The following is a 23757-nucleotide window of genomic DNA, read 5'->3' on the forward strand; positions in this document are numbered from 1 at the left end:
AACGCTCTTCCGGTGGCTACCGGGCGCATCTTCAATGCCTTGACCTTGGCGTCCTTCCAGTCCGTCGTCCGTTCGAACTTCGGGCACCACCGGAGCGGCGGCTGATGGGCTGGAGAAACTGTAGTCGTGCAGATCCACCCACCGCGCTGCACTGGCGCAACTCGACGCGCTGTTTGCCTCGCTGCAGCACCGTCCGTTTGCAGGACTGCTCTGACGCACCGCGCCCACTCCGGCGCAAGTTGACAACGTTTGACAACAACCGTGCCTGACGCCGCCTAGATTGTCTGCTCCGCAAACAATCGGCACCCAGGCTTCACGCCGCCCGCACACGCGCGGCGGCGCCGTGCCCGACACGCTGTCGGCCCGCAGCCCAGGTGCCCGCCATCTGGGGCAGGCAATGAGCGACAAACGTGTCGACACCAAACATGCACGAACATTTGAGAGTATCCGGCAACTGAACGAGGACGATTCCGAGTTCTGGTTTGCGCGGGACTTGGCGCCGGTGCTGGAATACCAAGCTTGGCGCAACTTTGTGCAAGTCATTGAAAAGGCCAAGCTGGCCTGCGAGCGCTCCGGCCAGGCCACCGACCACCATTTTGTCGAGTTCGACAAAATGGTCGAGCTCGGCTCCGGTGCCGCCCGTCGGGTGACGGACTACCGGCTCACCCGATACGCCTGCTACCTCATCGTTCAGAACGGCGACCCTTCCAAGCCCGTCATCGCCAACGGGCAGACGTACTTTGCCGTGCAGACACGCCGGCAGGAACTGGCGGATGAGGGGCGTCTAGGCCAGCTATCCGAAGACGCCCGCCGCCTCATGCTTCGCGGCGAGCTGACCGAGCACAACAAAGCGCTCACGAGTGCCGCCAAGAAGGCTGGCGTGGAGTCCGGGCTGGACTACGCCATCTTCCAGGACCACGGCTACAAAGGCCTCTACGGCGGTCTGGGCGCCAAAGACATCCACACGACGAAAAGCCTGAAGAAGAGCCAGAAGATCCTGGACCACATGGGCAGCACGGAACTGGCCGCCAACCTGTTCCGCGCCACGCAGACGGAAGACAAGCTGCGGCGCGACAACGTGCGTGGCAAGCGCCAGGCCAATGAGACGCATCGAGAGGTAGGCGCCAAGGTGCGCCAGACCATTGCCGAGATCGGCGGCACCATGCCCGAGAAACTGCCTACGCCAGCCAAGAGCATCAAGCAGATCGAGAAAGAACTTCGGCAGCTGAAGAGTGACGCCGAGCCCTCTGAGCCGGAAAATACTTGAATGCCGGCTGCCGTGGCACGGCCTGATTCCCGCGGCCAGCCAGGCACTTCGCTCGCGCTCTGGCTACGCCTCTGGCCAGAGCTATGGCAAGTGCTGGCGACGCACCCAACCGCGCCACCAGACCTGTTTTGCGTTTTGGCACGCAATCTTGCGAGCGCAATGTCTAACGGGTCTGCAGGGGCAGTGCAGGCGGCTCTAGTCAACGAACCGCATGCCCGCCGCACGTTGTTCGCCATATCACAGCAGGCAGCATTGCCGACGAAGCGGCGCTGCCGGCGTTCGCGCATGAGGCGCACGACGCCACCATGGCTGACGTAGCCCGCGCGCCGCTTCTACCTAGCGTGTCTCTTCCGCGCTCACCGCATCACCGCGCAGGCATGTTCGCTGCTGCAAGACGGTTGTTGGCCGCGCCATTTCCGGTGAGGGCCTAATCAACCGACCAGCGGAGGTCTCATGAAACCGAATCGCGACAAGAGCAAGCACGCATCGCACTCGAAATCGACGTCCCAGAGCCAGCGCAGCAGCGCATCCGGCAACGAGCGTGGCGGACACGCCAGCCACGGCAGCGCCGGCAAATCGTCTGAACGTGCGGGTGCCAAGTCGCACGAGCGCGGCACACAGGGCGGCAGCGGGCGTGAACACGCAACGCATTCGCCGATCGGCATTCAGAAGGCCCTGAAGGGCGCGTCCTACCGGCGAAGAAGCAGGAGCTGGTGAAGACCGCGCAGGCCAACGGCGCAGACGACAGCACGCTCAGGACGCTCAGGACGCTGCGCGATATGCCCGGCGACGAGTACGACACGCCGGCCGCCGTTTCCAAGGCCATCGGCCACGAAATGTGATGCGCACCCGCGCAGGAGGACGATTCATGAACCGATCGACACAGCATATTGGCGCGCGCCGTGTTGCCGCGTCGGCTGTTGGGGCGCGCTGGGCTGTGGCGGGGCGCTTGGTATAGCGCAGGCAGCGGCGGGCAAGTCCGACAGATGGCGGAGCAGTTAAAACCCGCCGTGAAATAATTCCTCGCTACGTCCGCCAAGGCCTTGCCCTGACGCCGGGACAAATCGCGATGCACGCGGCCCCCTTTTGGGGCCGTTTTCTTTGCGCGCTGTTTGCGTGTCCAACCGCTTCGTTTTGGGCCACGCCGCTTCCTGTTTTCATGCCGCTTCGTCACTAAATTTTCATGGTTTCCCGCCAAGATTCGGCCGCGCAAACGTTTTAGTCGTGCAAGAGCCGCCCACACGCATGGGTGGTCGGAAGCGTTTGCCCGACCTCATCGAATCGACAGGAAACCACAATGCTTTCGACCAAGAAAACGCTGCTCGCGATTGCGGTGCCGGCGTGCATGACCCTCGGCCTGTACGCGTGCGGCGGCAGCGACGACCCCGCGCCCACGAGCACTGCAGGCACCTCGCCGGCACCGACGACGCCCACCACGCCGACACAGCCCGCCAAGCCGCAGGGTATGTGGACGATGGGCGACCTGCACGTGCACACGGCGGAGTCCGTCGATGCCGTCACGCCGCTGTCCACGGTGCTCGACCACGCGTTCGACCTCAACGGCTTGGACTGGATGGCCGTATCGAACCACCTGCGCCCGTCGCCGCGCGATGCCACGGGCGCCGCGCTTGCGGGCGGCTCCATTGCCGCGTCCGCCGGGATCGCCAAGTACGAGATGCCCGCCATTGCGCAGGCGCAGGCGGCAGGCAAGTACGCCGGCAAGCTGATCTTCTCGGCTGCCGAGTGGGACATGCCCACGCACGACCACCTGAACGTCGGCATCTTTGATGGCTCCGACAAGCTGCAGACGTCGGCCAAGGGCCTGAACAAGTTCGAATACTTCTTCACGCAGCAGTCCGCATCGCTGTTCGACCCGAACGATGTGACCGCGTGGCAGCAGGAAGGCCCGCGCGCCGGCACCACGCATGCCGATGTGGTCAATGCCTTCAAGTGGCTCAAGACGAATTACCCGAACTCGAGCTACGGCCTGATCAACCATCCGTCGCGCAACCCGGGCAAGTACACGGTGGCGGACTTCCGCGAGTTCAACGACACCGCACCCGACATCATGTTCGGCATCGAAGGCATGGTCGGCAACCAGATGGAACCCGACCGCGGCGGCTATACCAGCGCCTACACCGACGCCAACCTGAAGAACCGCACCTACGGCGGCGTCGATTACGTGGTCGCGCAAGTCGGCGGCATCTGGGATGCGCTGCTCGGCGAGGGCCGCCGCGTCTGGAACTTTGCCGATTCCGACCACCACTTTGAAGTGGACGCCACGCAGCAGTTCAGCAGCGGCTATTACCCCGGCGAATACGCCAAGACCTACATCTGGCTGCCGGGCACCAGCACCGACCTGAAGACACTGCTGACGGCCATGCGCTCGGGCAAATCGTTCGCCGTGTTTGGCGACCTCATCAACGCGCTGGACTTCAGTGCGGGTACCACGACCACGTCAACCGACATGGGCGGCACGCTCTCGGCCAAGGCCGGTGATAAGGTGACGATCACCATCCGCTTCAAGAGCCCCGACCATAACAACTACGAGTACCCGCTGGGCAGCGGCTTCAAGGTCAACATGCGTCCGGTGGTGGATCACGTTGATCTGATTGCGGGCGACGTGACGGGCAAGGCTGCATCGGGCACGCCAGCCTATGCGAAAGACACCAATGACTCCACCAAAGTCATCGCCACGTTCACGAAGGCAGACTGGAAGGTCGACGCCGACGGCTACAACAGCATCACGTACACCTACACAGCGGCCAAGAACCAGTACTTCCGCCTGCGCGGCACCAACCTCGGCATGAACGTGTCGGGCGAAACCAGTAACGGCAACCCGCTGCCGGATCAGAAGACTGTGGTGACGGAAAACGCCGCGCGCTTCAACGCCATCAACGATCGCAACTACAACGATCTGTGGTTCTACTCGAACCCAGTGTTTGTGTCGGTGCAATAAACGCCGAAGCAGTAAGGCAGCGGCGGTGACTTACGCGGCGGCGGGCCCACTCGTCCGCCGCAGCCAAACCGTCACCGCCAGCCCGGCGCCACCCGGCCCGGGCGCCAGCGCAATCTGGCCGCCCATGCGATCCACGATCTGACGCACGATCGCCAGACCCAGGCCGCTACCCTGGGTCTGCGTGCCTTCCAGACGCGTGAAGCGCTCGAACACGCGTGTGTACGCCTCGGGCGGAATGCCGGGGCCGTCGTCGGTCACGGACAGGATGGCCCAACCGTAGTCCGCCGACACCTGCACCGTCACGTGGCCGCCTTCCTGCGTGTAACGCACGGCGTTGTCGACCAGGTTGAACAGCAGGGCAGCGATCAGCGTGCGATTGCCTGACGTCCACACGGGCAGCTCGGCAGGCTCGATGCCCAGATCGATCCGGCGGCCGTCGGCCAGCAGCGCAAGGTCTTCGAGCACGGTGCGCGCCACTTGCGAGAGGTCGACCACCTCGCTCGTCGCGGCCGATGCTTCGGCCTGAGACAGCAGCAGCAAATCGTTGATGAGATCCGCCAGGTTGCGCGTGCTGGTTCGCGCGGCCTTCAGGACTTCGTGCAGCGCGGCATCTGCGTTGGTTTGCGCTGCCACCTGCATCTGCGTATCGAGAATCGCGAGCGGCGTGCGCATCTGGTGCGCAGCGTCGGCAATGAAGCGCTTCTGCGTGATCGCGTTGTCGGCAATGCGCTGCAGGTATTGGTTGAACGCCCCCGCAATCGGCTGCAGCTCGTGCTGCAAGCCATCGGGGTCGAGCGGTGCAAGATCGGTAGGCGCGCGCGCCGACACATTGCCGGCCAATCGCAAGATCGGCCGCAGTTCGAGCGTCAGGCCGATGAGGATCATTGCCAGTGCCAGCCCCACCAGGGCGAGCTGGCGCACGGTGCCGGGCCACCACAACTGGCGGACCATCGCGTCACGACCGTTCATGGTTTGCGCGACGCGCGTGACGACGCGCTCGGTACGGCCCGCGTCGTACATGGTGCGCACCACGGCGGCCACATGCACGGGCTGGCCTTCCACGGTATCGGTGTAGGTGCCGGCGTCGGCCAGGCCGGCCGCGTCAAACGCCGGGCGCGTGCCAAAGTCGAGCCGTCCGGCCAGCAGGCGCCCGTGCTCGGTGCTGACCTGGTATGCCACCTGATCGCGCACCGGTGTTTCAGGCGCGGCAAATACGGCCAGCGCAGCCGGCGGCACCGACACACGCAGGCGGCCTTCGTCCCATTCGATCTGACCGCTGATCATCTGCGCGGCCGTGTCGAGCGCATGGAAGTGCACGAGATCGGCGTTGTGACGTGCGGCGGCCAGGTCGAGCCAGCCATCGGCCGCCACGTAGACGACCAGCGGCAATGCCAGCCACAACACCAGCCGCGCACGCAGGCTGCGCGCCCGCGTTGGGGCGGACTGCGCTGGTGCTTGATCAGGACTGCGCGGCGGAGGCATCGCGCAGCAGGTAACCGAGGCCGCGCAGCGTGACGATGGTGGCGGCGGAATGCTCCAGCTTCTTGCGCAGGCGGTGGATGTAGATCTCGATGGCCTCGGGGCTGGCTTCGTCATCCATCCCGAACACGCCGTTCACCAGCGCCGGTTTGGACACCGTGCGCCCCAGCTTGAGCATCAGGATTTCCAGCACGGTGTGCTCGCGCGCAGGCAGCACCAGTGGCTGACCGGCCAGGTTGAAGGTGCGGCTGCCGGTGTGGTAGGTCAGGTCGCCGCATTGCAGTTCGACGGACTGATCGGGGGCGCTGCGCCGCACCAGCACCTGGATGCGTGCAATCAGCTCGCGAATCTCGAACGGCTTGACGAGGTAGTCATCGGCGCCGGCACCCAGGCAGGCAACCTTGTCGTCGATCCCGCCGCTGGCCGTGAGGATCAGCACCGGCACCGGGTTGCGCCGGCCACGCAAACGTTGCAATACACCTTGCCCCGACAAGGTGGGCAATTGCAGATCAAGCAGCACCACATCGTAGTGTTGCGTAAGCAACAGCGTGTCGGCGGATTCGCCATCGGTGGCGTGATCCACGGTGAAATGGGCGCGGCGCAGGGCCTCAGAGAGCCAGTGCGCCAGCGGGGCGTTGTCTTCGATCAGGAGCAGCTTCATGCGAAAACAGCGCGTCCGAAAAATGAAAGCGATTTGTGGGTTGCCGCTTCCTAGAATGGTGGCGGCTGCCTACGCGCGCCGGAGGCATCACTCACCAGATCCGGACCGCGCGATACTGATATCTACAAAAGAGCCGGAGACAACTCAATGGGTGTTTTTACCTGCAGGACCGCCCGCGCACGCGGCGTCCGGGGCTGGGTCACGCCGTGGCTCGCTGCCTTTCTGGCCGTGGCAACTTCGCATGCCCTTGCACAAGACCCGGCGCGCCTGACGCTCATGGTCAGCGGCACCGCCAAGATGATCTACCTGCCCGCTACGTTAGCGCAGCGCCTGGGCTATTTCCATGACGAAGGGCTCGACGTGGAACTGCTCTCGCAGCCCGCCGGCGTCGATGCGGAAAGCGAACTGCTCACCGGCTTTGCGCAAGGCGTGGTCGGCTTTTATGACCACACCATCGACCTGCAGGCCAAGGGCAAGGAAGTGCGCGCCATTGTCGTATTCAGTCAGGTGCCGGGCGAGGCGGAAGTCGTGTCGACACGGTTGCCGGCGACGGTGCAGTCCATGCGTGACCTGCGCGGCCGCACGCTGGGCGTGACGGGGCTGGGCGCATCCACCAGCTTTCTCACGCGTTACCTGATGACGCAGCAGGGGCTGTCGGCCGGCGACTACACCATGCTGCCAGTCGGCGCCGAACGCAGCTTCGTCACCGCGCTGCGCAGCGGCCGCATCGATGCCGGCATGACCACCGACCCGACGGTCTCGCGCCTCGTGCACAGCGGCGAAGCACGCGTGCTGCTCGACTTGCGCACGCTGGAGAGCACGCGTGCCGCGCTGGGCGGTTCGTATCCGGCCGCGTGTCTGTACTTGCAGACCGAATGGCTGGAAGCACATCCGGACGTCGCCGCCAAACTGGCCCGCGCATTCGTGCGCACCCTGCGTTACATGCACACGCACGGTGCTGAAGACATTGCCGGACGCATGCCGCCTGAATTCCGGCGGGATCATCCCGAGCTGTACACAAAAGCGCTTGCCGCCGCGTTGCCCACCTTCAGCACCGACGGACGCATGCCGGACGACGGCCCACCCACCGTCCTGCGCGTCCTCGCCGCCAGCAATGCCAACGCGCGCGACAAGCACATCGACCTCTCGCGCACCTACACCAACAAGTTTGTCGATCAGGTGCGCGAGCGCCGCTAGCTCAAACCAAACACTCGCTTAGAAGCGCGTGCGCATACCGACGCCAAACTCCGTCTGGCTGTTGTGGCCGTTGGTGCCGCCCACGATGTACTGATCCTTGAGCTTCATGTAGTCCGCCGCCACGTAGAACTCCGTGCGCTTTGACACGTGGTAGAACACCGAGCCGTACAGCGTGTTCTTGCGACCGCTGCCTGCTGCGGTGGCACCCACCACGCTGGCATACGCATTGAGCGTGTTGCCATCTGCGTTGAAGGCGGCGTTGTCGGCCTTCATGATCTGGTAGCCGATTTCATAGTCGAACGCGCCTTGCGGAGCGATCTTCAGCGACAGCGTGTAGGCATCATCCTTGCGGTTGCCCAGCGCGGCCGGCTGCTCGCCGGTGTAGTGGAAGTAGCCCGCGTTGACACGGAACATGCCCAGGATCACGTTGCCGCCCACCGAGTACGAACGGTCCATGAAGCCGCCCACCTTAGCCTGTTGCGCGAAGCCTGCCAGATGGAAGTTGTCGCCGTTGTAGCCCAGTGCGAGCGACTCGGTGGTGCCTTGCGTGAACTGGCCCGGCACTTCGCCAAACTGATAGCCCAGTGCCGTCAGGAAGCGGCCGCCCCACATCTTCTTCCACACCACGCCGTTGTTCATGCGCGTGCCCGTGGCGCTGCCTGCGTAGAAAATCAGCTGCTTGAAGTTGTTGGTGTTGGTGTAGCCACCTTCTTCCAGACCGACTTTCTCACTGGTGTACGGGTCGCCGTAGATGGCAGAGATGTCGCGCGCAATCGCGTTCTGGCGGCCGAAGGTCAGCTTGCCCAGCGATTCGCTCGACAGGCCCACCCAAGCGTCGCGATTGAACAGCACGCCCGGAGTGTCCATGTTGCCGGTCGGCGTTTCGTATTCCGATTCCAGTTTGAAGATGGCCGACGTGCCGCCGCCCAGGTCTTCCTTGCCGGTCAGGCCCCAGCGGCTGCCCGAGAACCAGGGAATCTGGAAGCCGGTGGTGCGCGCGCCTGAAGCGTTGGTGTTGTTGACGGTGCTGATGGTGGTGTCGATCAGGCCGTAGAGCGTCACGTTCGACTGGGCATGAGCGGCGCCGGTGGCCAGCGTGGCCGCGGCGGCTGCAGTTGCCGCAAGGGCAAACTTGATGCGGGACATTGAAGTCTCCTTCCTTTGTGGGTGATGGTGTCCGGTCGTGATGCCGGCTTCGGGAAACGCGCAACGGCAGTGGGTCAGACCGCCCGATGCAATCGCTGGGCGAGCGTAGAAGGGGGCACCTTTCTGGAGCCTTTCGCGTCGGCGTGCGCGCAACGCTAGGGTCTACCCGCATTGGGACGTGCGCAGAGGCGGGCGTTGTTGCGTCGGCCAATGCAACGCATTGCAGCCCGGGCAATCGGGCTCGCGGTAGAGTGTCGAGTCACCTCATCTCAACTCCGCCAGACTCCTCCCATGCATCCGTCCCAAATGACCGGCCTGCAATTGCTGCAGGCAATGTCGCACGGCGATCTGCCACGCGCGTCCATCAGCGAGACCATCCCAATGACGATGGACCTCATCGAAGCGGGCACCGTGCACTTCGGTGCCCAGGCCGACAAACGCCACCTCAATCCGCTGGGCGGCGTGCATGGCGGCTTTGCGGCGACGGTGCTCGACTCCGTGACGGGCTGCGCCGTGCATTCGATGCTCGAAGCCGGCGTCGGCTACGGCACGGTCGACTTGAACGTGAAGATGGTGAAGGCAGTGCCGGTGGATACGCCACTGGTGGCGGTAGGACGCGTGCTGCATGTCTCGCGCACGATCGGCGTGTCGGAGGGCACGCTCAAAACGCAGGACGGCACATTGCTGGCGCACGCCACGGCAACGTGTGTCATCCGCCGTCCGTAACCCCGATTCACCTGGAGCACTTGATGTCTGAACCGCTGCAAACCCTGTCTGCCTTGTCTGCGAAAACCACCGCGCTGGTGTTGATCGACCTGCAACGCGGCATCCTGCCGTTTGCCCAGGGGCCGCACTCGGCCGAGCAGGTATTGGGCGCGTCCGCCAAGCTCGCCAAGCGCTTTCGCGAGCTGGGTGCGCCCGTGGTGCTGGTGCAGGTGGGGTGGGCGCCGGATTACGCCGATGCGCCGCGCCAGCCCGTCGACCGCCCCGCGCCCACACAGCCGGGTGGCCTGCCGCCGCAATGGTGGGAACAACCCGCCGAGCTGGAAGTAGCGCCTACCGACATCCAGATCACCAAGCGCCAGTGGGGCGCGTTCTACGGCACCGAACTCGATCTGCAACTGCGCCGTCGGGGCATCACCACCATCGTGCTGGGCGGCATCTCGACGCATGTGGGGGTGGAATCGACCGCGCGTGCCGCGTGGGAGCACGGCTACGCGCTGGTGCTGGCCGAAGATGCAATGAGTTCGAACGATGCGGCCATGCATCGATCGTCGGTGGAGAACGTGTTTCCGCGACTGGGCCGCGTGCGCGATACCGGCACCATCCTCGCGGCGCTGGCGGCCTGAACGTTCAGGCGCCGTCTTCGACCGGCACGTATAGCACCATGCGCAGGCGCGGGTCTTCCATCACCGGCAGGCCGATGTAGTCGTAGCGGACGACCTTACCGGCGGGCGTGCGGATCAGCTTGTGTTCCGCGCGCTGGGCGCGCACCTCGTGCTGCCGCCACCAGGTATCGAACTCGCGGCTGCTCGTGCGCAGCCGGTCGACCAACGCCACGAGCACCGGGTCATCTGCGTGCGGGTCGTACACCGCGCGAAACTTCGCCAGCATGCGTCGCGCCTCGTTCTCCCACTCGACAAAACGCTCGCGCGCATTGGTGTACAAAAACATGTACACCAGCGAGTTGCGGTCTTCCGGCGGCATCGTGCCGAAATCCATGAAGAGCTGCGAGGTCGCCTCGTTCCAGCACAGCAGCTCGGTGCGGTAGCTGCGCACGTGGGCGGGCAAGACCATGCCGGCGACGGCCCGGCGCAAGACATCGGGCACCGCTTCGGCCGCTGAACGCCCGGGGGTCCCAACTCCGGGCCCCGTGAAAACCGATTCGGCACGCGCCAGGCCACGCATGTGCGCGCGCTCATCCGAAGACAGCTTCAGTGCGCGCCCGATCGCCTCGATCGTCGCCACGGAAGGCCGCACGTCGCGCCCCTGCTCGATACGCACATACCAATCGATGCTGATGTTGGCCAACTGCGCGACTTCTTCCCGGCGCAGGCCGGCGGTGCGGCGGCGCCCGCTGCCCTCGGGCAGTCCCACGTCCTGCGGACGCAGGTGGCTGCGGCGGCTGCGCAGGAACTCGCCCAGCTCGTTGCGGGGCGCGGCAGGGAAGGAGGCAAGGTCGGCGGTGAAATCGTCCATGAGGGGCATTACACACGACAGCGCGTGAAGGTGGGAGGGACAGCTCAATCCTAGGTTAATCCTAGCTCTGCATCGAATCGGCTCGCGCACCTACGCTGCGTTCATCCCTCTTTCCGGAGCCGATCGTGACTCACATTTCTTCTGCTTCCTCAGTATCGGAACCTCGCCGCTGGCTCGCCTTCGGTGTGATGGTGACGGCGCAATTCATGTTCATCGTCGACGCGTTCATCGCCAATGTGGCGATCCCGAGCATCCGCACGAGCCTGCACGCCACGCCCGCGCAACTGGAGGCGGTGCTCGCGGTGTACCAGCTTGGCTACGCGATTCTGCTCATCACTGGTGGCCGTCTGGGTGATCTGTTCGGGCGCCGACGCGTGTTCCTGCTGGGCCTCGTCGCCTTTACCGCCACCTCGGCCGGTTGCGGGCTGGCGGGCAGTGCGGCAGCGCTCATTGCATGGCGTTTCGCGCAGGGCCTGTCGGCCGCGATGATGGTGCCGCAGGTGCTGGCGAGCGTGCAGGCGCTCTTTGCCGGCACCGAGCGTGACCGCGCGCTGTCGATCTTCGGCCTGGTGATGGGCACCGGCGGCGCGGCCGGGTTGTTGTTGGGCGGCGCACTCACCAGCGCGGACATCGCCGGGCTGGGCTGGCGCGCGGCCTTCCTGATCAACGTGCCGGTCGGTTTGATTGCCGCGCTGCTGGGCTGGCGCTGGATTCCGCACCCGAGTGCCAACGCAGCGAAGGTGCATCTCGATACAACTGGCGTGGTGTGGATGGCCGTGAGCGTGGCGGCCGTGCTGGTGCCGCTGCTGTTCGGCCGCGAACTGCACTGGCCGGTATGGACCCTTGTGCTGCTTGTCGTGGGCTTGCTCGGCATGGCCACGTTCCAGCAACTTGAAGCCCGGGTCGACCGCGCTGGCGGTACGCCGCTGCTGCCGCCCACCTTGCTGCAGCATCGCGCCTTCATGACGGGCCTGACGGCGTCGGCGCTGCACTACATCGGGATGATGGCGTTCTTCCTGGTGCTGACGTTGTATCTGCAAAACGGGCGGCAGCTTTCTGCGGTGCGCATGGGTGTCGCCATCCTGCCGCTGGCCATCACCTTTCTGATCACGTCGCGGGTGGCCAATCTGCTGGTGCGGCGCTATGGCGTTCGCGCGCTGCTGGCGGGCCTCGGCCTGATGGCGCTGGGCTTGCTGGCGCTGCTGTCGGGTTTCGGTACGGAGTGGGCGCACCCCGCCACGCCAAGCATGATGCGCATCGGCATTGCCGTGGCGCTGTACGGGGCAGGGCAGGGGCTGGTCGTCGTTCCGCTGATCGGCCTGGTGTTGACCGGCGTGGCGCGTACGCAAGCGGGGGCAGCAGCGGGGTTGCTGATTACCGCGCAGCAATTGGCAGGCGCGCTGGGCGTCGCTTGTATCGGCGGGCTGTATTTCACCTTTGCCGCTGCCGGCGGCGCCAACGGCATGGCGCACGGCACGATGGCGGGCTGCATCGCAATGCTGGCAGCGCTCGGTGCAGCGGCCGTCGGCTTTGCGCGGCTGGGTGCACAACAGCGCCAACTGGCCGCAGCCGGCGCGGCAAGCCCGGCCTGAGCCGCCCCGCCTCAATCCCACCATTCGATACTCGGGCGCGCGACACAAGCGCGCCCCTGTGCATTGATCGGCCCCAGCGGAGGTTCCAAACTCCCGCGCGATGCGCTTGGCATCGTTCGCCTCTTTCCCGCATGACCACTGTGTCCCACCTTCGTACCGCGGCTTCAGCCACGTCCGCTGCACCATCCCTGGCGCGCCGCATCGTCGCGGAGGGGCTCGGTACGGCCTTATTGATTGCAGTGGTGATCGGCACCGGCATCCACGCAACCCGGCTCTCCGGTGGCGATGCCACGTGGACGCTGCTGGCGCAATCGCTCGCTGGTGGCGCCGGTCTGCTGGCGCTGCTGACGGTGTTCGCGCCGGTGTCTGGAGCCCACCTGAACCCGGCGGTCACGCTGTCGACGTTGCTGCGGGGCGGCCTGCGTGGGCATGAAGCGCTGGCCTATCTGGCCGCACAGGCCGTGGGCGCCGCGCTGGGCGTGGCCGCCGTGCACGCCATGTTTGGCATGCCGGCATGGGCGCCGGGCACCCATGCCGCTACCGGCTCCGCGCTGTGGTGGAGCGAAGCTCTGGCAACGTTCGGGCTGATCGGCGTGGGCATCGCATGCGGGCGTCATGCGCCGAAGCAATTGCCGCTGGTGGTAGCCGCTTATATCGCGGCGGGCTATTGGTTCACGTCGTCGTCATCGCTGGCCAACCCGGCGTTGGCCTTTGCCTGCGCACTGACCGACGGCCCCTCCGGCATCCGCCCCGGCGATGTCCCAGGCTACATGCTGGCGCAGCTCGCCGGCGCGCTGCTGGCAACGCCGTTGTTCAGTTGGCTGATGGGCGTGGAAGCGCCGCCCGCGCAGGCATCCGGCACCGCCATCGCGTCGGCTCAAGCCGTGCCGATGCCCCGCCAGGCAAGCTGACGCTGGAGGCTCAGCGGAGCGCTGTCAGCCCGCTGGCGCGGGCGTACTGAAAGAGATCGATCTCGCGCGCCAGGCCAAGTTTGCGCAGCGCCACAGCCTTCTGCGTGCTGACGGTCTTCACGCTCGAACCGAGCATGAGCGCAATGTCCGACACAGCCGTGCCGGCGGCATACAGGCGCAGGACTTCTCGCTCGCGCGCACTCAGTCGCTCGGACACGTTCCGCTCATTGGAACCGAGGCCCGTCTCTTCCAGGACGCTGGGGCTGTCATACCGCACGCCGCGCGCGGCCGCCATGACGGCGTGCCCGACATGAACAAAGTCATCGTCCTTGCTGACGATGCCAGCCACACCAATCTGTCGCATGGCACGCAGGAGGGCTGGGTTGCGGACCATCGTGCAGACAACGATGGCGCGCTTCTGATGCTGATTGCGCAAGCGCGCCAGCAACTGCATGCCATCGAAGGCAGGCTCACCACCCAGGTTGTAATCGGTCACGATGACGTTGCAGTCGATTTGCGCAAGCACCTGCATCAGCTCGCGCCCGTCGTGTGCCTGTGCCACGACCTGCTGCTGTGGAAACTGCGCAATGGCTGCCGCCAGCCCCATAAGGATCACCGGATGATCGTCTGCCATCACGATCGAGTGGACAGCGCACATGTGCAAGCCGTCAGGTCAGGCGCGTCGCCGGGGATGACGCGGCCGGCGTGGCGAGCAGCAGGGTGAGAGAGATCGGAGCCGTCATGGGAGTCAGGAGCGCCGCTGAAAGGAGCCGGTACCTTACTCACCAGATATGCCGTGCGGGATCAGACTTTTCTTACTTTGGCTCTGCGTAACCTTTCGGGGCAGAAGCTGCTTCTATCTGGGTTGAGGAAAACTGAATGACGTTGAGGTCTTGCTGCTTACGCTGCCGCCTGCACGTGCGCAAGAAACGCGGTGACTGACAGCGGTGCCGCCCACAGATAGCCCTGCCCGGTCGCACAGCCCAGCGCGCGCAACGTCTGGCGCTGCGCTTCAGTTTCCACGCCCTCGGCAATGCACTCCAGATGCAGCGTGCGCGCCAGCTCGATCATCGTGCGGCAGATCACGCCACGCTGGCTGGTCTGGTCCACCGCAGCCGTAAACGAGCGATCGATCTTCAGGATGGTGAAGGGCAGGTCGGCCAGCAGCTTGAGCGTGGCAATGCCCACACCAAAATCGTCGATGGCCAGCGGATGGCCCAGCAGGCGCAGGCGGTTGAGCGCGATGGTGAGCTGCGTGGCATCGTGCACGGGCGAATCCTCCGTCAACTCGATGGCGATGGCCGCCGGCGCAATACGCGCCTCGCGCACGATGGCTTCGATATGGTCTACGGTGCCGGCCCGGCTCAGCGTCTGCGCAGACGCATTCACACCAATCGAAACGGGATACGCATGCGCGGCCAGCGCGTGCTGTACGCGCACACAATGCTCCAGCACATGGAAGAACAGGCCATCAGCCAGCCCGAGCGCCTCCAGGCGCGGCACGAACGCTGCGGGCGACACACGCCCGTGCACCGGATGCATCCAGCGGCAGAGCGCCTCGGCGCCGGCGATCTGGTTGGTGGCCAGATCGTGCTGGGGTTGGAATACGACCTCGATCTGTTCAGGCGTTTCTTGGATGAGCGCGGCCAGCTCGTCGTCGGAAAACTGCGGCAAGACAGCGGCTGCAGCCGGTGCCTCGTCCCGCTCCCGCGCGGCGGCTTGTTCGAGTAGCGGCAGCACGTGCGCCGGGCGCAACGGCTTCTGCACGCCGTGCGTGCGCGTCAACCCGATCGCATCGGCCAGGCTGATATGCGACTCGACAATCGGCGCATCCATCGCGCTGACCCACGCCCACACGGGCGCCTGTCGCGGAAAGACGCGACCGCCGCGCAAGTGCATCTGCTCCATCAGCTCTGGGCCGTTCATGCCGGGCATGTCGATGTCGCACAGCACAAGATCGACGTGACAGAGCTGGAGGAGGTAGAGCGCCTCGCGGCCGTCGCAGGCGGTCAGGATCTGCTGCACGCCCAGCGTATGGAGCAGTTGCCGGGCGGCGGCCCGTTGCACGGGATGGTCGTCCACCACCAGCACGGCGAGTTGCGCGAAACCTTCCATCGGCCAGTCCTTGTTGTTGTCAGTATCGGCGCGAGGCGCATCCCGTTTGCGCTGTGTGACGGCACCGTCAGCCGCCATTGAAGCACCGGCCGGGGGCCTTGTCAGGTGGAGTTAGCGTGCGGCGCCGGAAAAAACAAAGCCCGCGCAGCTTTTCAACTGCGCGGGCCTTGAGAGATTCCCCCAACCTTTTGAGCTTCCGACGCCGGTGTCGACAGCGTCGGGATGGAAGAAATCGTGCCCGAAAAAAATGAAGCCCGCAACAGGGGCGGGCTCAAAAGGGGGGGAGTGCTCTCTAAAGAGAGAGCAAGGTGAAGTTTAGTGGAGGGGGTGAAGTCAGACTGTCCGGGGTTGGCCGAAAGGCTTGTAGGACAAAAACTGACGATATTTCGCGATGTTAGCCGCACAAAGCAGGCGGTTGCGCCCACATTCGCCGCGTTGGCGTGATTCAAGCAGCGCTTTGACTCCTTCCCGCCGACATGCATGTCGGTGTTCGAAGGGTGGTTCGAAGCGCACGCTTGAAAAATCTTCGCTCGTTGCTATCGGGCAACGCCACCAAGGAAAACACGCAGAAAAGTTGAGAATTCAGGGTAGCCGGAACCGGCCGAGATGCAAGGCGGCCGGAAGAAAAGCAAAAGCCGCGCGCCAAAGAAAAAAGCCCGAGCACCAGGTGCTCGGGCCACAATCCACCAAGGAGGGTGGAGGAGACAGTTCCTACTATAGCGAATCGTTTGTTGCGTTGCAATAACGTAGAACTACTTAATGTAACGAGAGGCTACAAGCGTTGCCGCAGCGCCACGTGTGACGAAAACGATTGCACCTGTCACACGATGACGCATCGCAGCAAAACAACGCGGCGCGCTAAAAAGCCCCTCCGGCTCCAGGCTCGCGCGCATCACTCTCAGGCAATGCGCGAAAGTAACCGCTGACTTAGCACCCGCCGCTTAAAACGCGGGCAGGATCGCGCCCTTGAACTGCGTGTCGATGAACTTGCGCACGTCTTCCGATTGATAGGCGTGCACCAGCGTCTTCACCCACGGTTGGTTCTTGTCTTTTTCGCGCACGGCGATCAGGTTGGCGTACGGCCCCTGGCGATCTTCCAGTGCGATGGCGTCCTTGGCCGGCGTCAGGCCGTTCTTGACCGCGTAGTCGGTGTTGATCGAAGCGGCGTCCAGATCACCCAGCGAGCGCGGCAGTTGCGCCGAGTCCAGCTCGATCAGCTTGATCTTCTTCGGGTTCTCCACCACGTCACGCGGTGTCGCATTGTTGCCGTTCGTGCCGGCGCCCGCCTTGAGCTTGATCACGCCCGCCTTCTGCAGCAGAAGCAGCGCACGGTTGCCATTGGACGGATCGTTCTGAATACCGACCTTGGCACCTTCTTTGAGCTGCGCGAGCGACTTGATCTTCTTCGAGTAAAAGCCCATCGGCGCCACATAGGTCAGGCCCACGTTGACGATCTTGTAGCCGCGCGCCTTGATCTGGCTCTCGAGGAAGGGCTGGTGCTGGAAGCCGTTGGCGTCCAGGTCGCCCGAATCCAGCGCGGGGTTGGGCTGGGCGTAGTCGTTGAACTCGATGATCTTGACGTCCAGGCCATCCTTCTTGGCGACCTTCTGCACGACTTCCCAGATTTGCGCGTCGGGGCCGCTCATGGTGCCGAGCTTGATTTGCTTGGTGTCGGCGCTGGCGGCAGTGGCAACGGCAAAGGCGATGGCCGGTACGGCCACGCGCGCAAGGCGTGAGAACAGAGACATGGAGAAACCTCGTGGATCTTGTCGTGAATGAAATCGCCCGCGGGTAGCGGGCGGTGTGACGCAATCGTGTCACGCATGCGCTCACGGCAGAACGACATTTTCGGCATGTCCATATGCCCAAGAACGGTGCAGCTAGGCGATGGGCTCGCCGTCTTCCACGGGCGGGGGCTCGGCGGCGGGCAGGGCGACGACGAAGCACGCGCCGCCATCGGCCGGCGCCTCCACCCAGATACGGCCGTGATGCGCGCTCACGATGCCCTCACACACGGCCAGACCCAGGCCGACGCCGGTGGTGGCCGACTCCTTCTCACCGCGCGTGAACTTCTCGAAGATGGTCTGCACCGAGCCCGCCGGCACGCCGGGGCCGTGGTCGCGCACACGCAGGCGCAGTTCATCGCCGCGCGCGTCGTCGTGGACGATCTCGCCGGAGATGCGCACCTCGGTGCCGGCCGGCGCAAACTTGCCGGCGTTCTCCAGCAGGTTCGACAGCACGCGCTCCATCAGCGGCCCGTCGCAGCGGATGAGCGGCAAGGCAGCGAGGTTATCCACAACCACACGATGATCGGGCAGCGGAATCGCCTGGAGCGCTGCGCCGACGAGTTCTTCCATCGATTGCCACTCCAGCCGCAACTTGACGTCCTGGTTCTGCAGGCGCGCCATGTCGAGCAGGTTGGTGACCATCGTGCGCATGCGCTGCGCCTGCTGGCCGATGGCGCTGGCGGCCTCGGCCTGCAGCGCGGGCAGGGGCGGCTGCGCACGCAGCAGCGTCTCGGCCATCCCCACCAGGCCCGTGAGCGGTGTGCGCAAATCGTGCGACACGGCGGCCAGCAGTGAGTTGCGCAACCGCTCCGACTCCATGCGTACCAAGGCGTCGCGGGCAACCTCCACGTAATGCACGCGTTCAATGGCAATGGCGATGAGCGTGGCGCAGGCGTCGATCTGGCGGCGGTTGTCGGGCTGCGCGAGCACGTGGAAGGTTTCTGGCTCCACGGCCAGTACGCCGCGAATGGCCATCGGGGCTTTCAGGGGCAGATACAGCACCGAGCCCGACGGCAGCGTGTGCGTGCCCGTGCCGGCAGGCTGGCCGTGCTGGTATGTCCAATCGGCCAGCACGCGGTCCAAATTCGGCATGCCTGACGGTGCATCGGTGGAGCCTTGCGGCTTGGCGACCTGTGGCGCACCGAGCCGCCCATCGAGCCCGACGAAGAAGAACGCGCAGCGCCCGCCAAAGGTCGCGTTGACGAAGCGCCCGCCGATGCTGACGATCTGATCCAGCGTGAGCGCGGCGGACAGTTCACGCGCGGCCTCATACAGCGCATGCGCAGCGGCCTCGCGTTGCACCGCCACCTCGGCCTGTTCACGCAGGCCCGCCGTCAACTGGCCCACCAGCATGCCCACGGCCAGCATCACCGCAAAGGTCAGCAGGTACTGCACGTCGCTCACGGCAAAGGAATAACGTGGCGGCACGAAAAAGAAATCGAACAGCGCCACCGACAGCACCGACGCCAGCGCCGCCGGCCCCCGCCCATGGCGCATCGCCACCGCCACCACGGCGGCCAGGAACAGCATGACGATGTTGGCCAGATCGAAGACCGGGCGCACAAGGCTGGAGAGCGCCGTCGCAATCCCAACGTACACGCACGCGGCCACGTAAGCCGGCTTGAGCCAACCGGCCTGTGCATCGGCCGCGCGCTGGGCTTCGCTGCGCACATCAGCACGGCCGACCTCGGCTGCGCGCGGGGTGAGCTGGATATGCGCCGGGTCCGCCGCGGCGCGAATCACGTCAACCTCGGGGCAATGCCGCGCCAGTGCCTCGGCAAAGTCGCCGCTGGGCAACCGGCGCTCCAGCCCGATCGTCAGTCGCAACGCAACGACGATAGCCCGCGCCGATCGCCAGCGCTTCTCGGGCGGCCGCCCGATCACGGCCTTGGTGATGTTGTGGCGGCGGATATAACCGGTGATGGCCTCGACGGCATTGGTGCCGGCCAGCGTTTCCACGCGTGCGCCCGCATCTTCGGCCAGCTTGAGCAACGCATGCAGGCGTTCGGCGCGCGCATCGGCCGCACGCAGATGCGGCATCACCACGGCCACGGCGTGCCAATCGCATTCAAGCTGCGCGGCCAGGCGCGCGGCGCTGCGGATCACCTGTTCGCCATCGCCCTGCGGGTCCAGGCAGGCGACGACGGTCTCGCGCGTGCGCCAGACGTTTTCAATGCGGCGCGCGCGGCGGTAGGCCTGCACGTCGTCGTCCACGCGGTCGGCGGTGCGGCGCAGGGCGAGTTCGCGCAGGGCGATGAGGTTGCCCTTGCGGAAGAAATTGCGCGCCGCATGCTGCGCCTGCTCGGGCATGTAGACCTTGCCCTCGGCCAGGCGGCGCAGCAGTTCATCGGCCGGCAGGTCGACGAGGATGACTTCGTTGGCGGCATCGAACACCGCATCGGGCACGGTTTCCCACACGCGGATGCCGGTGATGCTGCCCACCGCCTCATTCAGGCTGTCGAGATGCTGGACGTTGACGGTGGTCCAGACGTCGATGCCGGCGGCAAGCAGGTCTTCAATGTCCTGCCAGCGCTTGGGGTGGCGCGAGCCTGCCACGTTCGAGTGCGCAAGTTCATCGACGAGGATGAGCGCGGGCTTTCGCGCCAGCGCAGCATCCAGGTCGAACTCGGGCAGCGTGCGGCCCTTGTATTCGATCTGGCGGGTGGGGAGGTGTTCGAGGTCGGCGACCAGCGCGGCGGTTTCAGCGCGGCCGTGGGTTTCGACCAGGCCGATGATGGCGTCAATGCCTGTTGCGCGAGCGGCCTTTGCTGCTGCCAGCATCGCGTAGGTCTTGCCTACACCGGCTGAGGCGCCGAAGTAGATGCGGAGTTTGCCGCGGGCGGACTGCTCCTTGCCGGAGTTGAGTTCGGCTAGGAGTTGGTCGGGGTTGGGGCGCGCGGCTTCTGGCATGTTGCGTATTTTGGGTGTTTTTTTGTTGTTGGTGCATCCCTGGTTTCACCCCCTGCCGGGGCTGACTCACTTTCTTTGTCTTGCCAAAGAAAAGTAAGCAAAGAAAGGCGCGCCCGAGATGGCGAAAGATTCCTTGAATTTGCGTAACCGTGCGGAGACGGGAAAAACTCGCTGCGCTCAGACAGTTTCCCGTCTTTTTTCCGCCCGCTTACGAAAATTCAAGGCGCCATCTAGGGCCGGGTACGGCCACACCATCGAAGAACAAACGCAGTAGGTGCGTGTGCGGCAAGCCGCGAAGCAAGGCAAACAAAACAAAATCATCGGTGGAGTGCGAGCGCAGCGAAGCAGCACACAGCAACAAACGAGACACCGACAGAACACGCAAACCAACGGTTTGGCCTTTGACGTTCCTGTCCTAGATGGCGCCTTGAATTTTTGTTGCGGGAAGGATAAAGAGGGGAGGCCTGTCTGAGCGCAGCGAGTTTGCCTCCCCTCCCTCCCCGCGACACAAATCCAAGGGGAAGTCGCCATCTCGGGCGCGCCTTTCTTTTGCTTACTTTTCTTTGGAAGACAAAGAAAAGTAAGTCGGTCCCGGCAGGGAACGAAGGGGGGATGGACCACCAACATCAAACCCAGCAGTCCACAAACCCCAACCCCTCACTTCAAATCATCCAACGCCAAATTCAGCTCCAACACATTCACAGTCGCCTCCCCAAACACACCAAAAATCGGCCCTTTGGTGTTCTCGCCAACCACCTTCCTCACCAAGTCCGGCGACATGTGCCGCGCACGCGCCACGCGCTCAACCTGGTACGCCGCAGCAGCCGGACTAATCTCCGGGTCCAGCCCGCTCGCAGAAGCCGTCACAAGATCAGCAGGAATCGGCGCACTGTTCGTCGGGTCCGCTTCCTTGAGGGCCGCAATCCGCGCCTTGGCCGCCTCCGTCAACGCGGGGTTGCTGGGTCCTAAGTTCGAGCCGCCAGAAGCCTGCGCGTTATACGCGTTCGGCGCAGTCGCCGAGATCCGCCCCCAGAAATACTCGGGCGTTTCAAAGTTCTGCCCGATCAGCGATGAACCGACTGCCTTGCCGCCACGCTCGATGATCGAGCCGCCGGCCTGCGCCGGAAACAGCGCCTTGCCTATGCCCGTCACCACCACCGGATACAGCACCCCGGTAATGAGCGACAGCCCAATGAAGACCGCCAGCGCCGCACGCAGCAGCCCACCTTGTTGCGGCACATCGGCCTGCGCGTTTTGTGTTGTGGTTGCCATGAATGCACTCCTTCCTTAGACCCAGCCCATTGCGGCCAGGAACATGTCGATGATCTTGATGCCAGGGAAGGGCAGCAGCAGGCCGCCCAGGCCGTAGACCAAGAGGTTCCGGCGCAGCAGCGCAGCCGCTCCCAGCGCGCGGTACTTCACGCCCTTGAGCGCCAGCGGGATCAGGAACACGATGATCAGCGCGTTGAAGATCACCGCGCTCATCACGGCCGATGCGGGCGTGGCCAGGTGCATCACGTTCAGCGCGGCAAGCTGCGGATACGTGGTCGCAAATGCAGCGGGGATGATGGCGAAGTACTTCGCCACGTCATTGGCGATCGAGAACGTGGTGAGCGAGCCGCGCGTCATCAGCATCTGCTTGCCGATCTCGACAATCTGGATCAGCTTGGTGGGGCTGGAATCCAGGTCGACCATGTTGCCGGCCTCCTTGGCGGCCTGCGTGCCGCTGTTCATGGCGACGGCCACGTCGGCCTGCGCCAGCGCGGGCGCATCGTTGGTGCCGTCACCGGTCATGGCAACGAGGCGGCCCTGGGCCTGCTGCTCGCGGATGAGCGCGAGCTTGGTCTCGGGCGTGGCTTCAGCAATGAAGTCGTCAACCCCCGCTTCTGCTGCGATGGAGGCGGCGGTCAGGCGGTTGTCGCCGGTGATCATCACCGTCTTGATGCCCATCTGGCGCAGCTCGGCAAATCGCTCACGAATGCCGGCCTTCACGATGTCTTTCAGCTCTACCACGCCGAGCACGCGGTCGTTGTCGGACACCACAAGCGGCGTGCCGCCTTGGCGCGCGACGTCGTCCACGGCAGTCGACACGGCATCGGGAAACTTGCCGGCCAGCAGCGTCACGTGCGTGCGAATGGCATCTGCCGCCCCCTTGCGGATCTGACGGGCGTCGCCTGCAAGCGAGACGTTGATACCGCTCATGCGCGTTTGCGCAGAGAAGGCGACGTACACGGGCTGCGTCTTCGCAAGGGCAGCTTCATCGATGGACGCCTCGCCCAGGTTGCGTGCCAGCGTGACGATGCTGCGGCCTTCCGGCGTTTCATCGGCCAGCGACGACAGCCATGCCGCCTCGGCCAACTGCTTGGCCGTCACGCCCGGCGCGGGAATGAAGCGCGACGCCTGACGGTTGCCGTGCGTGATCGTGCCGGTCTTGTCGAGCAGCAGCACATCCACATCACCGGCAGCCTCCACAGCGCGGCCCGACGTGGCGATCACGTTGGCTTGCATCATGCGGCTCATGCCGGCCACGCCAATCGCAGACAGCAACCCGCCGATGGTGGTCGGAATCAGACACACCAGCAGCGCGACCAGCACGGTAATGGTGATGGGCGAGCCGGCCTTCATCGCCTCCACCGAGAAGATCGAGTACGGCAGCAGCGTGACGGCGGCCAGCATCAGGATGATGGTCAGGCTCACCAGCAGAATCGTCAGCGCCAGCTCGTTGGGCGTCTTCTGGCGCTTGGCGCCTTCCACCATCGAGATCATCCGATCAAGGAAGCTCTCGCCGGGGTTGGCGGTGATGCGCACGATGATCCAGTCCGACAGCACGCGCGTGCCGCCCGTCACGGACGAGAAATCCCCGCCCGATTCGCGAATGACCGGCGCCGATTCGCCCGTGATGGCGCTTTCGTCCACCGACGCCACGCCTTCGATCACCTCGCCATCGCCGGGCACCATGTCGCCGGCTTCGATCAGCACGATGTCACCACGACGCAGGGCGGTGGCAGCGCGCGCTTCCGCGCGGTCTCTGCGATGCGGGTCTGCCAGCACCTTGGCCTGCACGGTGGTCTTGATGCCGCGCAGCGATGCCGCCTGCTGCTTGCTGCGGCCCTCGGCCAGCGCCTCGGCAAAGTTGGCAAACAACACCGTGAACCACAGCCACACCGACACAGCGAGGATGAAGCCCGCAGGCGCTTCCGCCTGGCCGCGCAGGGCCATCACCCACAGGATGGTGGTGAGAATGCTGCCGATATAGACGACAAACATCACCGGGTTCTTGGCTTGCGCGCGCGGCGACAGCTTGCGGAAGCTATCCACAATGGCGGGCTTGACCAGCGCCGACGAGAACATCGACAGCTTGCGCACATCCTTGGCAGATAGCGTCGTGTGCGTGCTGCGCGCCTGCGGCTCGGCGGCTGCGGCAGTACCAGTACCGGCGCTGGGCTCAAGCTTGTGCTTGACCGTACGCACGGCAGGTTCGGATTCGGGATAACGGATAGCCATAAGGCACCTGTTGATATTGGGTAGACGACT

Annotated in this window: 19 protein-coding genes; 9 read left to right on the forward strand and 10 right to left on the reverse strand. The window is 64.8% G+C overall.

Translation table 11 applies throughout. The annotated features are described in order from the left end of the window. Positions 1 to 397 precede the first annotated feature (397 nt). From dinD to DOD19_RS15565, 4 genes are all read left to right on the forward strand, one after another. Complete coding sequence (dinD, locus tag DOD19_RS15550) at positions 398 to 1267, forward strand: DNA damage-inducible protein D (protein WP_112186601.1); 870 nt, start codon at positions 398 to 400, stop codon at positions 1265 to 1267. 453 nt (positions 1268 to 1720) lie between these two features. After that, entirely contained in the window at positions 1721 to 1984 is a 264-nt protein-coding gene (locus tag DOD19_RS28250; RefSeq protein WP_343226188.1) for a hypothetical protein, read from the forward strand. Then, positions 1981 to 2109 carry a DUF2795 domain-containing protein gene (locus DOD19_RS27950; protein ID WP_343226189.1) on the forward strand — a complete coding sequence of 43 codons (129 nt, stop codon included), beginning with the start codon at positions 1981 to 1983 and terminating at the stop codon, positions 2107 to 2109. The genes DOD19_RS28250 and DOD19_RS27950 overlap by 4 nt, the downstream gene beginning before the upstream one ends. Positions 2110 to 2564: 455 nt before the next feature. After that, positions 2565 to 4226 carry an S-layer protein gene (locus tag DOD19_RS15565; RefSeq protein WP_112186425.1) on the forward strand — a complete coding sequence of 554 codons (1662 nt, stop codon included), beginning with the start codon at positions 2565 to 2567 and terminating at the stop codon, positions 4224 to 4226. Positions 4227 to 4256: 30 nt separating this feature from the next. Here the strand turns inward: DOD19_RS15565 and DOD19_RS15570 are convergent, their stop codons facing one another. Together DOD19_RS15570 and DOD19_RS15575 are read right to left on the reverse strand one after the other, a co-directional pair. Continuing rightward, positions 4257 to 5708 carry a sensor histidine kinase gene (locus DOD19_RS15570; RefSeq protein WP_112186428.1) on the reverse strand — a complete coding sequence of 484 codons (1452 nt, stop codon included), beginning with the start codon at positions 5706 to 5708 and terminating at the stop codon, positions 4257 to 4259. Beyond that, on the reverse strand, positions 5686 to 6366 hold the full coding sequence (locus tag DOD19_RS15575; protein ID WP_024977145.1) for a response regulator: 681 nt from the start codon (positions 6364 to 6366) through the stop codon (positions 5686 to 5688). Before DOD19_RS15575 ends, DOD19_RS15570 begins: the two co-directional genes overlap by 23 nt. A gap of 147 nt (positions 6367 to 6513) precedes the next feature. Here DOD19_RS15575 and DOD19_RS15580 point away from each other — a divergent pair, with 147 nt between their 5' ends. Further along, complete coding sequence (locus DOD19_RS15580) at positions 6514 to 7563, forward strand: ABC transporter substrate-binding protein (RefSeq protein ID WP_112186430.1); 1050 nt, start codon at positions 6514 to 6516, stop codon at positions 7561 to 7563. Between the two features lie 18 nt (positions 7564 to 7581). Here the strand turns inward: DOD19_RS15580 and DOD19_RS15585 are convergent, their stop codons facing one another. After that, complete coding sequence (locus tag DOD19_RS15585) at positions 7582 to 8709, reverse strand: porin (protein WP_024977147.1); 1128 nt, start codon at positions 8707 to 8709, stop codon at positions 7582 to 7584. Between the two features lie 291 nt (positions 8710 to 9000). Between DOD19_RS15585 and DOD19_RS15590 the strand changes: the two genes are divergently transcribed. Then, the gene (locus DOD19_RS15590) at positions 9001 to 9435 is read left to right on the forward strand and encodes a PaaI family thioesterase (RefSeq protein ID WP_024977148.1); all 435 of its coding nucleotides are present in this window, start codon (positions 9001 to 9003) and stop codon (positions 9433 to 9435) included. 23 nt (positions 9436 to 9458) lie between these two features. Further along, positions 9459 to 10058 (forward strand): hydrolase, encoded by a 600-nt coding sequence (locus DOD19_RS15595; RefSeq protein ID WP_112186432.1) that lies wholly within the window; start codon positions 9459 to 9461, stop codon positions 10056 to 10058. 4 nt (positions 10059 to 10062) lie between these two features. On the opposite strand, the gene DOD19_RS15600 is transcribed toward DOD19_RS15595, so the two are convergent. Then, positions 10063 to 10908 (reverse strand): helix-turn-helix transcriptional regulator, encoded by an 846-nt coding sequence (locus tag DOD19_RS15600; protein WP_024977150.1) that lies wholly within the window; start codon positions 10906 to 10908, stop codon positions 10063 to 10065. Between the two features lie 125 nt (positions 10909 to 11033). Between DOD19_RS15600 and DOD19_RS15605 the strand changes: the two genes are divergently transcribed. Then, positions 11034 to 12500: an MFS transporter gene (locus DOD19_RS15605; protein WP_024977151.1), complete on the forward strand. Its 1467-nt coding sequence runs from the start codon at positions 11034 to 11036 to the stop codon at positions 12498 to 12500. A gap of 131 nt (positions 12501 to 12631) precedes the next feature. Continuing rightward, a complete protein-coding gene (locus DOD19_RS15610) occupies positions 12632 to 13411 on the forward strand; it encodes an aquaporin (RefSeq protein WP_024977152.1) in 780 nt (259 codons plus the stop codon). 10 nt (positions 13412 to 13421) lie between these two features. Here DOD19_RS15610 and DOD19_RS15615 read toward each other — a convergent pair whose 3' ends face one another. From DOD19_RS15615 to kdpB, 6 genes are all read right to left on the reverse strand, one after another. Further along, entirely contained in the window at positions 13422 to 14069 is a 648-nt protein-coding gene (locus DOD19_RS15615; RefSeq protein WP_112186434.1) for a response regulator transcription factor, read from the reverse strand. Between the two features lie 242 nt (positions 14070 to 14311). Continuing rightward, positions 14312 to 15526: an EAL domain-containing protein gene (locus DOD19_RS15620; protein WP_112186603.1), complete on the reverse strand. Its 1215-nt coding sequence runs from the start codon at positions 15524 to 15526 to the stop codon at positions 14312 to 14314. A gap of 941 nt (positions 15527 to 16467) precedes the next feature. Further along, positions 16468 to 17274, reverse strand: coding sequence for a MetQ/NlpA family lipoprotein (locus tag DOD19_RS15625; protein ID WP_112186436.1), 807 nt, complete (start codon positions 17272 to 17274; stop codon positions 16468 to 16470). 132 nt (positions 17275 to 17406) lie between these two features. Then, positions 17407 to 20223 carry a sensor histidine kinase KdpD gene (locus DOD19_RS15630; RefSeq protein ID WP_112186438.1) on the reverse strand — a complete coding sequence of 939 codons (2817 nt, stop codon included), beginning with the start codon at positions 20221 to 20223 and terminating at the stop codon, positions 17407 to 17409. Positions 20224 to 20880: 657 nt separating this feature from the next. After that, a complete protein-coding gene (kdpC, locus tag DOD19_RS15645) occupies positions 20881 to 21495 on the reverse strand; it encodes a potassium-transporting ATPase subunit KdpC (protein WP_112186440.1) in 615 nt (204 codons plus the stop codon). Between the two features lie 15 nt (positions 21496 to 21510). After that, entirely contained in the window at positions 21511 to 23727 is a 2217-nt protein-coding gene (gene kdpB / locus DOD19_RS15650; protein ID WP_112186441.1) for a potassium-transporting ATPase subunit KdpB, read from the reverse strand. Positions 23728 to 23757 lie beyond the last annotated feature (30 nt).

The organism is Ralstonia sp. GX3-BWBA (assembly GCF_003290055.1).
GTDB classification, from domain to species: domain Bacteria; phylum Pseudomonadota; class Gammaproteobacteria; order Burkholderiales; family Burkholderiaceae; genus Ralstonia; species Ralstonia holmesii.